This window comes from Pseudoalteromonas sp. S3178, from assembly GCF_005886985.1.
In the GTDB taxonomy this organism is placed as follows: Bacteria; Pseudomonadota; Gammaproteobacteria; order Enterobacterales; family Alteromonadaceae; genus Pseudoalteromonas; species Pseudoalteromonas carrageenovora.
This window is the reverse complement of the sequence record NZ_PNCW01000058.1, coordinates 17,437-29,657: the sequence shown is the minus strand read 5'-3', so window position 1 is coordinate 29,657 and position 12,221 is coordinate 17,437. Positions and strand designations below refer to the sequence as shown.

Genomic DNA, 12,221 nt, shown 5'->3' with positions numbered 1-12,221 from the left:
GAACAAATTTCAATCCGCAAAAATCAACACGCCCTCAGCTTAGCTGATTCTACAGACACCAACTCATTGTTTTTACTGTTAAAGTAACTTTGTGTAAGGAGGGATGCTTTATTGCCAGCTATAACACCTACATTAAGACTTAACTCACTTATTTTGTTGCCTAAACTATTACTGCCTGTAATAAGTGATTGGCTTATACCGCCCCCTAAGTGCATTAACCATGAGCCCTTTAGATGATCGGCAAGTTCACTGCCTTTATTAGGGGTACCAATTAAAACAACATTACCAAGGGTATTATTATTTAATACTGCAAGGTTGTTTTGTAAGTACGCTCTAATAACTAGTCCCCCAAGGGAGTGGCCTACAAAATGTATTTTACTGGCATTAGAAATACAGGCATTAATTTGCGTGGTTGTTTGCGCTAACACATCTTCAACGCTTTCCCCGATAGAAGCATAATTTAGGCTGCATACCTTATAATTTGCATTTTTAAGCTGCTGGGCAAAGTACCACATTGCCCAATCGCTCCTGCCTAGTCCATGTGCAAGTATGACAAGCTCATCGTTTGGCTTATATAAAATAGGCTCGTTAGCGGTACTGCTACAGCCGGTAATTAATAGCAGTTGTAATAGTATTAAGCAGCTCAAAAAATTAGTTTTCATTACACTTTGTGCCTTTAAACGCTTACTAACACTTAAATTAAAAAGTCCATTTAAAAGCAGTTTGCTTTTGCGAAACAGCCCATAGTTTACTCAGTACGTTTGGCTCTAAAGCAAATGATTCAAGCGTGCATTCACCTACAGGGCCGCTCCAATTCCACCTGCCTGATGGGCCATAATAAGCGCGCTGTTTTAGGTTTTTCTCTGTGGCACACATCACCTCTGGGTAGGCGCCTTGCTCCGCCGATTGCGCTAAGCCCATTTTTACAATTAATGACCATGTAAAACGGGTGATAAAGTTAACATTTTCGCCAATTAGAGACGTGTTAGCTGCTCCTGGGTGGCATACATATACCTGCACATTTTTATTAGCCGCTGCAACTTTGTTTTGTAGCTCATAGGCAAACATCATTTGGGCAAGTTTACTGTGGCAGTAGGTTTTATTTGGATGATAGTTTTTATCCCAGTCCATATCATTAAACTGAATAGTTTTAAGTCCCATTTTGTAACCTTCACTGGCAACCACCACAATGCGCCCATTAGATTCATTTAGCCTTTCAAATAAAAGGCCGCACAGTAAAAAGTGTCCGTAATGGTTAACACCAAGCTGACTTTCAAAGCCGTCTTTAGTAAATTGTTGAGTCGCCACTTGTGCAATTGCACCATTACAAATAAGTGCATCAATTTTCGGTGTTGTATTTAATAAATCGCTGGCTGCTTGGCGCACCGATGCAAGCTCTGCTAAGTCCATTTTTATAAAACTCACATCGGTATTAACGCCAAACTCTTGCCTTAATTTTGCGATTGCCTCATCAGATTTTAAAGGGTTTCGGTTAAGCATAACTACTTTAGCCCCTTTACTGAGTAACATACGTGTTGCCTCAAAACCTGCACCGGTATTAGCGCCAGTAATTACATAGCATTTTCCTGTTAAAGAATTTAATAGCTCAGGTGTCCAGCCTGCCGGTCCAAATTGATTTTTTATACTCATTAGTAAATTCCTATCATTTATATAATTGCTTGATAGGCAATATAGCTCTCACTAAAGCCAGTAACTAGGCGAAATACTCTCTAAAACATGCCTATTTGTATCGCATCGTTGAGCTTGGTTTTTTTCGGTGGTACGTTTAGTTCATAGTTTATTAAAAAAGCGCAGCGATATGAGTAAACAGCAAATTAAGCAGTTAATACAAAATAAAATGTTAAACAGCGCATTACCTAGCTCAGCCAATACAGGCAGTGATCTAATTGAAACAGGCATTAAAGGTGTGCAACTTTTTAAAGTAACGCAGTCGATGCGCTGTGCACCTGCCGTTTACGAGCCGTGTGTTGTTGCAATAGTTAATGGCGCTAAAGAAGCCATACTCGATGGTAAACACTTTGTTTACGATGAAAATCAATACATGTGCTGCCCAATGTCAATGCCAGTTGAAGCAGGTACGCCCACCGCATCACCCGATAACCCATTGCTAGGGGTTATTATTTCTCTGGATACAAAGGTAATGACCGAGCTGAGCATTGCAATGGCTACAAGCCGTGTTAACAAGCATACTTTAAACAACGCGCCACAAGGGCTAGCGTTAGCTAAATGGGACACCGCGTTCACAAGTTCATTACTGCGCTTACTTGAATTAGTAGATAAACCCGTTGATATGTCGGTATTAGGGGAGGGACGCCTTCGTGAATTATATTACGCTGTTTTAAAAGGCGAAGCAGGGCAGACTGCTCAACGGGCATTTGGCGTAGGTAATGAAATAGCACGCTCCATTAACTATTTATCTTCGCGCTTACATGAGGCTGTAACAATAGATGATATAGCTGCAAAAGTAGGAGTAAGTAGAGCGGTTTTACACCGTAAATTTAAAGAAGCCACTACCATGTCGCCTATCCAATTTGTTAAATCAATGCGCTTAAATACCGCTGCGATGAAAATTGCAGCGGGCATGAATGTAAGCGCCGCCGCAATGACGGTTGGCTATGTGAGCTCATCACAATTTAGCAGAGAGTTTAAGCGTATGTATGGGCAATCGCCAAAGCAGTGGAGCCAAGCAAAAGAGCTACCTGGGGAGCTTGTTGAGCAAGCGATTAATCAAGCAACCAACCTAAGGAATTAATCATGGATAATATAGTCATTTTTAGGATTGTTGGTGCAGTGTTAATTATTTTCGGCATAGTATTAGCTGCCAACCCCGAGCTGATAAGTAGTAAGCCAGTCCCTAGCGATATTTTTAAGGCCGTAGAGCGTAGAATTTGGTGGGGATTATTTATTGGTTTTGGCTTATTGCTGCAATTTCATCATCAGCTCGCACCTTGGCAAGCTACCATAGCCGCAACACTGTCATCGTTACTGGTAGGGCTTTTAGTCGCAAGGCTTATTGGCATTATGTTAGATGGCTCGGTAGCAAAACAGTGGCTAAATGTTGGTATTGAATTAGTGATACTCGCGCCTTTAATTTGGTGGTATTTAAAAGTACGCACTTAGTATCAGGGTTAAAGCGCTATAAATCTTAGTATCGTCTTAGAGTGTAACTCTTAATACCTTTAAGGCGTGATAAGCAAACACAGGCGTTTACCCATCTGCTTTACTTTGAGTTAGCGCCATTTCTTCAGACCATGGTACATAGAGTGCGGGAGCTAAGTTTTTATTATCGGCCAATATTACTTTCGCGATTGGCTGTCCGAAATATTCAGTTGGCTCAAATGAGCAAATATCTTTTAGATTAATTGAAATATAACAATTTGCTTTTTTGATTAATAAAGCTGATTCATCCATACGTGCATGAAGTGTTATTTGTAAGTTCCTGTAAGGAACCATCGATACTATGTGATCACCTAAGTGGAATCTGTCTCGATCTACCTCATCTCCTATTGCTTTTAAAAAATTAATATATGTTTTCCAACGCTTTAAAATTAATAAGGTTAAAAATGAAATAAAACAAATTAGGCTTAAAAGAATCGAATGAAATATAGAAAATTGACCCAAATAATAAAATGAACCCGCCAGTATAAGCACAACAGTTAAATTTAATAATGACCACTTATTTGGCTGAAATTATGAATAATTACTTTGCAAAATACATCCTTGAAGTTATGTGGTTTCTTACACTGCTAACGCAGAAACCTTGTTAAATTATTATTCATTATTAATAGCAAATTGTATGTTTTTTTACCACCTTTAGCCTGGGTCACGTTTGATAACCAGAGATACAATAATATTAACAATTGCTATATTAAGAATTCTTTTAACTAGGGATCCCCTTTTAATAGCAAGGCAGAAAAAAATTAATTCCTCGCTTAGCTCCTTTGCTTAGCTTATTACTCCCTCCAATAATTATTTTTTTTAAATAGTTGTGATTATTGCAGCGATACTGCGAATAACTAGGTAAGACGATTATGTGAGTTTTATCGTGCAGCTAAAATATTTATATTTAAATGTGTACAGGCTGTATTGCATTAGCCATAACGCCGCACCGTGTTGCTTTTAAAAACAGATGCATTAGAAATTAAACACAATGAAACTGCGATGAGCCAAATACGTAATGAGATTAATTTAAACGATGGATTTATGCGTAAATGAACACTAATAAAAAGGCGCTATTTGCGCAGACAATGGAGCAGCATAAAGGCATTGTGTATAAAATTGTGAATTCATACTGTCAAAATCGAGATGATCGCCAAGACCTAGCGCAAGAAATACTCACCACCATGTGGCTTGCGTATGACAATTACAACAAAGACTATAAATTTTCTACTTGGATGTACCGAGTCGCGCTTAATGTGGCAATTTCATATTACCGCAAAGACAGTAAACGAGAAGATAAAGCCAATGCAAATGAGCATTGCATAGTGCATATAGCGGATTTTTCAGCACAAGACGATAAAAGCGAAGACGTTAAGCAATTATATGAATTTATAGGAAAGCTCGATAAGTTAAATAAAGCCATTATGTTGCTGTATTTGGAAGAAGAGCCTTACGAAAGCATAGCGAAGAGTTTAGGCATAAGTAAAACCAATGTCGCTACGCGAATAGGCCGAATTAAAGAAACACTAAAAAATCAATTTGAAAAACAGGGGGCTTAGTATGAATTTAGATAATTTTAGAAACACATGGCAGCAGCAAAATAGTTTTAACGAATCTGCTATTACAATAAACCAATCAATGCTGAGTGAGACAAAAGTGAATAAACAAATGAAAGAACTCAGCAATATGAAATGGGCACGTATTATTGAAAGCGTTATATTCTTTTTTATTATTTTGTTATTGGGCCAGTATATTGCAAAAAACGTTAGTGTTTCAGCGCCTGTAATATCTGCTTTAATCTTGGCTGTATTTGCCATTGTTGGCCTTGCGGGTAATATTGGCCAAATAGTGCATATTTATAACATTGATTATGCAAAACCAATTAGCCAGCTACAAAAAGACATTTACCGTCTTTGCTCACATAAATTGCAACTAACTAAGTTGTTATTAATGTCAGCCCCTTTTTATATGGCTTATGTGTTTATTGGGTTTGATGTGCTATTTGAAATTGACCTATTTGCACACCTAGAGCAACACATGGTTTGGTTTTACAGCGTGTCATCACTAGTACTTTTAATTGCCACAGGCTGCGTATTAGCTAAATTAAATTACACAAATATTAAAGCGCCTTGGGTTAAGCGCGCCATTGCATTTATTGTCGGTGAGCGTTTAGTAACTATGGCGCTATTTATTAAGAGCATAGAGTTGTCAGATAGCTAAACGGTTAGATGCCGTATTGCTGCAGTGCGACTAGAAGTGGATTAGCTAAGGCTTAAGCTGTTAGTTATCAAATACGATGACTTGATTTTTACCAGCCGCTTTAGCTTTATATAATAGTTGATCTGCGTTTTCATATAATCTTTCAAACTTAGAGAGTTTTGTATCACCTTTATCTACACCCGCACTAATTGTTACTCTCTGCAATTCGGGTGATATATCATTTAAATTAAGGTTTGCAATGGCTACTACAAGCCTATGTGAAATCTTTTTTACGGTTTCAACATCATTGCTTGGAAAGAAAACTACAAACTCTTCTCCGCCATATCGTCCTACAATATCTTTTTCTCTAGTTTGGACTCTTAAAGCATGGGCTACTCTTTGAAGAACTTTATCACCAGCATTATGTCCAAATCGATCATTAATGAGTTTAAAGTTATCTATATCTGCAATGAGTAAAAAGCCACTTTGTTCATCTAAGCGTGAGACTTGTTCGTGAAAGCCTTTTCTATTTAATACTTTTGTTAAAGGGTCGGTTAACGATTCATTTGTGATGGTTACATTCAGTCGTTTTAATCTTTTAATATGACGAAATGAGAAAAACAAAATGAGAATGAGAAGTCCAAGGTTAATAAACAGAATTATATTTAACCTAATATGTTCAGCCGCATTGTTTTGCCAATCTATTTCGCTTGCAAATGCAAAGCTACTAAACAAAGAAAGACTAAATAGTACTAAATTTAAAATATACATTTTTTGATAAGGTAAAAACACAAATTAGGCAACTTATAAAAGAATGTAATAACAGACCTTGAATGCCAATACTTAAATAGGGCCCAATCATCTTTGCATCTGATACATCTAGCAAAACACCCCATGAAACAAGCAAGTATAAAAATCCAATTAAGAGTAATGATAAAGATATTGTTTCAGATTTTAACTTAATTACATACATAGAAAATAAAATTATTAGAAGTAATGAGCTTATCGAAGATAAAATAGTCACTGGCTCAAACCATAAACCAGGGGCCTCAATGAAAGAGTGATTTGCATTAGCTTCCCAAAATTCAGGAAAGGTTAAAACTTGAAAAATATCGATATTTGAAAATATGAGCAAAAGATCTTCAAATTTCACTCCTGCAACAGACTCGTTAAAAGCAATAAAGGTGATAAAGCCATTCGAGAGCCATATACAAAACGCTGAAGTAATGGCTAAAAGCAAATTGTATAATTGTGCTTTATTGCTATAGCTTTTCAATTGTTAGTCCGTTTTTTCTTTAAACTCACACAAGTCTTCAATAATACAGCTGCCACATTTAGGTTTACGCGCTACGCAGGTATAGCGTCCGTGTAGAATTAGCCAGTGGTGAACATCTACTTTAAACTCTTTAGGGACAACCTTTTCAAGCTTTTGTTCTACAGCGACAACATCTTTACCCATGGCGAGTTTAGTACGATTTGAAACACGGAATATGTGTGTATCCACGGCTATTACAGGCCAACCAAAGGCTGTGTTGAGTACGACATTTGCGGTTTTTCGGCCAACACCGGGTAGGGCTTCGAGGGCTTCGCGGTTTTCGGGGACGATACCGTTATGTTCATCAACCAGTATTTGGCACATTTTATACACGTTTGCGGCTTTTGAATTAAATAACCCAATGGTTTTAATATAATCGCGCAGTGTATCGTGGCCAATATCTAAAATGGCTTGTGGCGTATTAGCAACCGGAAATAATTTACGCGTGGCTTTATTAACACCTATATCAGTTGCTTGCGCAGAGAGTGTGACCGCTACAAGTAACTCAAACGGGCTTGAGTATTCAAGCTCGGTTTCTGGGTGTGGGTTATCATCGCGTAGGCGCGAAAGTATTTGGTGACGTTTTTCTTTATTCATGCAACTTAAAACGCATTAGCTTTTAAATAAGTTAATGCGTTTTCCCCTTAAGTTAAGCTAGTAACACGTGCGCGTGGACCTTTTTCAGCCTCAGGCGGCGTTACTTGTTTTGATTTTATTTGTGCGTCAATTACATTTTTTGCCGCAATAAGTAGACCAAGCCCTAAAAAGGCACCTGGCGGTAAAATAGCGAGTAAAAACTGGTTATCAAAACTAAAAACTTCTATGCGCAGGCTTTGTGCCCACGGGCCTAATAGTAAATCGGCACCGTCGAATAATGTGCCTTGGCCTATTAGTTCGCGCATTGTACCTAGCACTACCAGTACGGCCATAAAACCTAAGCCCATCATTAGGCCGTCGAATGCTGATAAATGCACAGGGTTTTTAGATGCGTATGCTTCGGCGCGGCCTATAATGGCGCAGTTTGTCACTATAAGCGGAATAAATATTCCAAGCGATTGATACAAACCAAAGGTGTAAGCGTTCATAAGTAACTGAACTATGGTTACAAAGCCTGCAATAATCATTACAAATACAGGGATGCGAATATCTTTAGGTACCCAGTTACGTACAACCGATACAGTAATATTTGAGCCTACAAGTACTAATAAAGTAGCCAGGCCTAAGCCAAGTGCATTGGTTACTGTTGAGGTAACGGCAAGTAACGGGCATAACCCTAAAAGCTGAACAAGGGCTGGGTTATTTACCCAGACCCCTTCTTTGTATAGTGTTTTTAATTCGCTCATTTTTTTACCTCTACACATTCGGCATTTGGCGCTGCAAAAATATCGTCAAAATTGCGTTGTGCGAATAAAACTGCGTTTTTAACAGAGCCTACAACTGCACGCGGTGTGATTGTAGCGCCTGTAAATTGATCGAACTGGCCGCCATCTTTTTTAACTGCCCAGCGTGCATCATCTTCGCCATCAACGGTTAAATCATTAAAGGTTGTGATCCACAGCGATTTTTTTACTTCTACTTTATCACCAAGGCCGGGTGTCTCTTCGTGTTTAGTTGTACGTACACCAGCTATAGAGCCATCACTTAAAACGGCTGTAAGTAAGTTAATATCACCACTGTAACCATTTGGCGTAACGTGGCGAATAACGACGGCAACGGGTTTATTATTTTTACGAGCACGGTAAATAACTTGATTAGCGTATGGACCAAGCGTTTCATCAGTAAATATAACGCAATCTGTAGATAGTTCGTTGTCGTACGATTTTGGGTCGAGTACTTCTTGTAGTTGCGCTGTAAGTTGTAGCTGCTCTTGCTCTGCAATTTTATCTGCGGTGAGTGCGTTTATTGAGGCAACTAAACCCGTTGTTACCAGTGCAAAAGCCGTTAAAATAGCGCCATTTTTAGCCATTGATGAAATAATCATTTTACTGCTCCGTGGCCATAGGTACGTGGTTGCGTGTAGTAATCAATAAGCGGCACAGCAATATTAATTAATAATACGCTAAATGCGATTGCATCAGGAAAGCCACCAAAAGTACGAATTAAATACACTAATAAGCCAATGAGAGCGCCATAAATTAAGCGACCTTTATTTGTGGTTGCAGCAGATACAGGGTCAGTGGCAATAAAAAATGCCCCCATCATGGTTGCGCCACTTAATAAGTGGAATACTGTACCAGGCTCGGTACCAGGCGCCGCAATGTAACCTATTGCACTACATATCGCTAAACTTACAATAAAACTAACAGGAATATGCCAGTTAATTATTTTGGTTTTTAAAAGGTATAAACCACCCGCTAAAAACCCTAAATTAACCCACATCCAACCAAGGCCTGCCCATTCATTAAATAGTGGCTTTTGCATACTCTCGGTAACGGTTAAACCGTGTGCTATATCTGTTTTAACAGTATCAAGAGGTGTGGCCATTGTTAGGCCATCAATCCCAGCACGCATTTGATCTAGGCTAAAACCTGAGGCCGTAAAGTCGGTAAATATGAGCCTTAATTGATCAACAAATCCAATTGGCGTATTTATTAAATCACTGACAGGTAGCCAAGCTGTCATTTGCACCGGAAACGATACTAAAAGCAGAACATATGCGGCCATTGCAGGGTTAAATAAATTAAAACCAAGCCCGCCATAAAGCTGTTTAACAATTACAATGGCAAATAAACAACCAATAATAATTATCCACCAAGGCGCTAGCGGCGGAATACTCAGTGCTAATAGCACACCAGTAAGCCAAGCACTACCATCACTCAATGCAGGCCAAACAGGGCGTTTACGCATTAACATAATGGCAGCTTCAAATGCGCTTACAGCAACAAGTGCAAGCACTAACTGAATAAGTACACCAGTACCAAAAAAGAAAACTTGAGCAATGAGCCCTGGAATACACGCAGCAATAACGGTTAGCATTAATCGTGTTAGCGATTTATGGCTATGATTATGCGGCGAACTGGCCATGGTTAATTTCATGACTGATCATTTCCTTCTTTTTGTAACTTTTTGGCTTTGGCGCGAGCAATAGCTGCGGCCACTGCGGCTTTTTTCTTTTGGGCGGTGGTTTGTTCTGGGCTAGTTTCACTTGGCGTTTCAGGCTCTGCTGTCGCCACTTGCTCAGTATCTTCATTGCTTTGTGTTTGCTGTGCCTCTTTTGCTGCTTTTTTAGCTTTTGCACGGGCAATCGCAGCAGCTACAGCCGCTTTTTTGTTATCTGCTACAGAGTCTGTTTGTGATTCTTCAGGTTTAACATTATCGGCCTGCGACTCGTCAATACTTGGCTCAATCGATTGCTCAGTCTGCTGTGCCTCTTTTGCCGCTTTTTTAGCTTTAGCACGTGCAATCGCAGCAGCTACAGCCGCTTTTTTGTTATCTGCTACAGAGCCTGTTTGTGATTCTTCAGGTTTAACATTATCTGTTTGCGGCTCGTTGATACTTGGCTCTTCCGGTTGATCAGTCTGCTCGGCAGCTTTAGCTGCTTTTTTAGCTTTGGCGCGGGCAATTGCGGCGGCTACAGCCGCTTTTTTATCATCAACAGACGCTGTTGTATCGGCATCATCTGTATTAGTTTGCTCATCTTGTGCTTTAGCTGCTTTTTTAGCTTTAGCACGAGCAATTGCGGCGGCTACGGCCGCTTTTTTATCATCAACAGGCGCTGCTGTATTGGCATCATCTGTATTAGTTTGATCACCTTGTGTTTGCGCTGCTTTTTTAGCTTTAGCACGAGCAATTGCAGCGGCTACGGCTGACTTTTTATCATCAACTGGTGCAGTATCATCTGAGTCATCTGTTTGTGACTTTTGCTCTTTATATTTGCGAGCTTGCTCTTTTCGAAGTGCGCGCTCTTTTGCTACTTCAGTATTATCGGGCTCCAACTCTTCGCCTTGTTGTTTTTTAGCTTTAGCGCGTGCAATAGCGGCAGCAACCGCTGATTTTTCGCCGCCGTTATCTGATTTGTTTTTAACACGAGCTAGTGCATCTGCTACTTTTTGTTTTTCATCGTCAGATTTAGCGGCCGGTTTACGTTTATGGCGGTTTTGACGCTCTTCTTGCTCACGCTCTAAGCGCTCTTTACGGGCATCAAAACGCTCTTTTGCTCTATCTGCTTTAATTTTTTCGGCTTGTTGTTCTTTAATTTCAACCTTGGCAACGCGATAGTATTGTACAAGAGGGATTTCACTTGGGCACACGTAGGCACACGCACCACATTCTATACAATCAAATAAGTTATGTTCTTGTAGTTTGTCGTACTCTTTTGACTTGGCAAACCACTGCAATTGCTGCGGTAATAGCGAAGCAGGGCAGGCATCTGCACAGGCACTACAACGTATACAGGCTTTTTCGGGGCCTGGTTCTGCCAGCTCTTTATGATCAGGGGCTAAAATACAGTTAGTCGTTTTGACTACACCAATACGTACAGTGGGCAAGGTAAAGCCCATCATAGGGCCGCCCATTACAACGCGTTGTTGTGGCACTGGGGAAAACCCCTGGCAATCAAGTAAATGTTTTATTTCAGTGCCTAGTAATGCCCACACATTGCCGGGCTTATGAATAGTATTGCCCGTTACGGTAATTACTCGTTCAATAAGTGGTTTACCTTCGTATACAGCTTGCTGCACCGCAAATAAAGTACCCGTGTTATGCACTAAAATACCAATATCGGCCGGAATACCACCGCTTGGCACTTCTCGATTGGTGAGTAGTTTTATTAATTGTTTTTCACCACCTGAGGGGTAAACCGTAGGCACTGTTTGAATAACAATATTAGCATTATGCTCTGCTGCTTGTGTCATAGCGGCAATGGCTTCGGGTTTGTTGTCTTCAATACCGACAATACAAAGCGTTGGGTTTAATATTTGCTGCATTAGCTCTATGCCTTGCACAACTTGCTTGGCATGCTCACGCATTAATACGTCATCGGCGGTTATATACGGCTCGCACTCAACAGCATTTACTATTAAAAACTCGATAGGTTGCTTAATATCGGCTTTTACATAAGTAGGAAAACCCGCACCACCCATGCCGCTAATACCTGCTTGATGAATTATATCTACTAATTCATCGTGGCTAAGCTTAGCAGGGTTAATCGCTGGATTAAGATTGCACCACTCATCGTTGCCATCAGGCTCAATAATAATGCTCAGCTCAGGAAGCGCTGAAGGGTGTGCAGAAGGCATAGGTGCAATGTCGGTAATGGTTCCAGATGTTGGAGCATGTACGGGTACCGACCAATTAGCCGCAGGTGTTGTAAGCGGTTGACCTTTTAATACGTATTGGCCTTTCTCAACGATTAATTTACCGTTAGCACCAATATGTTGCTTAAGTGGAACTACCAGTCTGTCTGGCAGGGGCAAGCGAGCAATTTGGGCACTATTTGAAAGTGTTTTTTGCTGTGGTGGATGCACGCCGCCAGGAAATGCCCAAACGGTGCCTTTTTTAATTTGTTCAAGTAACTTTTCCACTCAAA

Annotated in this window: 14 protein-coding genes; 4 read left to right on the top strand and 10 right to left on the bottom strand. The window is 40.0% G+C overall.

All coding sequences use genetic code 11. From position 1 onward, the window contains the following. Nucleotides 1-23: 23 nt before the first annotated feature. Both CWC11_RS15675 and CWC11_RS15670 read right to left on the bottom strand, forming a co-directional pair. Complete coding sequence (locus tag CWC11_RS15675; protein ID WP_138683452.1) at nucleotides 24-662, bottom strand: esterase/lipase family protein; 639 nt, start codon at nucleotides 660-662, stop codon at nucleotides 24-26. Nucleotides 663-699: 37 nt separating this feature from the next. Beyond that, a complete protein-coding gene (locus tag CWC11_RS15670) occupies nucleotides 700-1,650 on the bottom strand; it encodes an SDR family oxidoreductase (protein ID WP_138683451.1) in 951 nt (316 codons plus the stop codon). 169 nt (nucleotides 1,651-1,819) lie between these two features. Between CWC11_RS15670 and CWC11_RS15665 the strand changes: the two genes are divergently transcribed. Together CWC11_RS15665 and CWC11_RS15660 are read left to right on the top strand one after the other, a co-directional pair. After that, complete coding sequence (locus tag CWC11_RS15665; RefSeq protein ID WP_138683450.1) at nucleotides 1,820-2,773, top strand: AraC family transcriptional regulator; 954 nt, start codon at nucleotides 1,820-1,822, stop codon at nucleotides 2,771-2,773. A 2-nt stretch (nucleotides 2,774-2,775) separates the two neighbouring features. After that, nucleotides 2,776-3,141, top strand: a complete 366-nt coding sequence (locus CWC11_RS15660) for a DUF4345 family protein (protein WP_138683449.1) — start codon at nucleotides 2,776-2,778, stop codon at nucleotides 3,139-3,141. An 87-nt stretch (nucleotides 3,142-3,228) separates the two neighbouring features. Here CWC11_RS15660 and CWC11_RS15655 read toward each other — a convergent pair whose 3' ends face one another. Then, entirely contained in the window at nucleotides 3,229-3,642 is a 414-nt protein-coding gene (locus tag CWC11_RS15655; RefSeq protein ID WP_138683448.1) for a hypothetical protein, read from the bottom strand. A 590-nt stretch (nucleotides 3,643-4,232) separates the two neighbouring features. Here CWC11_RS15655 and CWC11_RS15650 point away from each other — a divergent pair. Then, entirely contained in the window at nucleotides 4,233-4,739 is a 507-nt protein-coding gene (locus tag CWC11_RS15650) for an RNA polymerase sigma factor (protein WP_138683447.1), read from the top strand. Nucleotide 4,740: 1 nt separating this feature from the next. Beyond that, nucleotides 4,741-5,400: a hypothetical protein gene (locus CWC11_RS15645; RefSeq protein WP_138683446.1), complete on the top strand. Its 660-nt coding sequence runs from the start codon at nucleotides 4,741-4,743 to the stop codon at nucleotides 5,398-5,400. Between the two features lie 60 nt (nucleotides 5,401-5,460). Here the strand turns inward: CWC11_RS15645 and CWC11_RS15640 are convergent, their stop codons facing one another. From CWC11_RS15640 to rsxC, 7 genes are read right to left on the bottom strand one after another with little or no spacing between them, the layout of a single operon-like run. Continuing rightward, nucleotides 5,461-6,171: a GGDEF domain-containing protein gene (locus tag CWC11_RS15640; RefSeq protein ID WP_138683445.1), complete on the bottom strand. Its 711-nt coding sequence runs from the start codon at nucleotides 6,169-6,171 to the stop codon at nucleotides 5,461-5,463. Beyond that, entirely contained in the window at nucleotides 6,122-6,655 is a 534-nt protein-coding gene (locus CWC11_RS15635; RefSeq protein WP_138683444.1) for a hypothetical protein, read from the bottom strand. Before CWC11_RS15635 ends, CWC11_RS15640 begins: the two co-directional genes overlap by 50 nt. 3 nt (nucleotides 6,656-6,658) lie before the next feature. Beyond that, nucleotides 6,659-7,291 carry an endonuclease III gene (gene nth / locus CWC11_RS15630; protein ID WP_138683443.1) on the bottom strand — a complete coding sequence of 211 codons (633 nt, stop codon included), beginning with the start codon at nucleotides 7,289-7,291 and terminating at the stop codon, nucleotides 6,659-6,661. Between the two features lie 47 nt (nucleotides 7,292-7,338). Further along, the gene (locus CWC11_RS15625) at nucleotides 7,339-8,037 is read right to left on the bottom strand and encodes an electron transport complex subunit E (protein WP_058548109.1); all 699 of its coding nucleotides are present in this window, start codon (nucleotides 8,035-8,037) and stop codon (nucleotides 7,339-7,341) included. Then, the gene (gene rsxG / locus CWC11_RS15620) at nucleotides 8,034-8,675 is read right to left on the bottom strand and encodes an electron transport complex subunit RsxG (protein ID WP_104642346.1); all 642 of its coding nucleotides are present in this window, start codon (nucleotides 8,673-8,675) and stop codon (nucleotides 8,034-8,036) included. Before rsxG ends, CWC11_RS15625 begins: the two co-directional genes overlap by 4 nt. Then, nucleotides 8,672-9,730, bottom strand: coding sequence for an electron transport complex subunit RsxD (gene rsxD / locus CWC11_RS15615; RefSeq protein ID WP_138683442.1), 1,059 nt, complete (start codon nucleotides 9,728-9,730; stop codon nucleotides 8,672-8,674). The genes rsxG and rsxD overlap by 4 nt, the downstream gene beginning before the upstream one ends. Then, on the bottom strand, nucleotides 9,727-12,216 hold the full coding sequence (gene rsxC / locus CWC11_RS15610) for an electron transport complex subunit RsxC (RefSeq protein WP_138683441.1): 2,490 nt from the start codon (nucleotides 12,214-12,216) through the stop codon (nucleotides 9,727-9,729). Before rsxC ends, rsxD begins: the two co-directional genes overlap by 4 nt. Between the last annotated feature and the right edge of the window lie 5 nt (nucleotides 12,217-12,221).

Coding starts and splice junctions, on each gene's coding strand:
- nth (WP_138683443.1), bottom strand. CDS start 7,291: ATGAATAAAGAAAAACGTCACCAAATACTTTCGCGCCTACGCGATGAT.
- rsxG (WP_104642346.1), bottom strand. CDS start 8,675: ATGATTATTTCATCAATGGCTAAAAATGGCGCTATTTTAACGGCTTTT.
- CWC11_RS15650 (WP_138683447.1), top strand. CDS start 4,233: ATGAACACTAATAAAAAGGCGCTATTTGCGCAGACAATGGAGCAGCAT.
- rsxD (WP_138683442.1), bottom strand. CDS start 9,730: ATGAAATTAACCATGGCCAGTTCGCCGCATAATCATAGCCATAAATCG.
- CWC11_RS15625 (WP_058548109.1), bottom strand. CDS start 8,037: ATGAGCGAATTAAAAACACTATACAAAGAAGGGGTCTGGGTAAATAAC.
- CWC11_RS15660 (WP_138683449.1), top strand. CDS start 2,776: ATGGATAATATAGTCATTTTTAGGATTGTTGGTGCAGTGTTAATTATT.
- CWC11_RS15670 (WP_138683451.1), bottom strand. CDS start 1,650: ATGAGTATAAAAAATCAATTTGGACCGGCAGGCTGGACACCTGAGCTA.
- CWC11_RS15645 (WP_138683446.1), top strand. CDS start 4,741: ATGAATTTAGATAATTTTAGAAACACATGGCAGCAGCAAAATAGTTTT.
- CWC11_RS15675 (WP_138683452.1), bottom strand. CDS start 662: ATGAAAACTAATTTTTTGAGCTGCTTAATACTATTACAACTGCTATTA.
- CWC11_RS15665 (WP_138683450.1), top strand. CDS start 1,820: ATGAGTAAACAGCAAATTAAGCAGTTAATACAAAATAAAATGTTAAAC.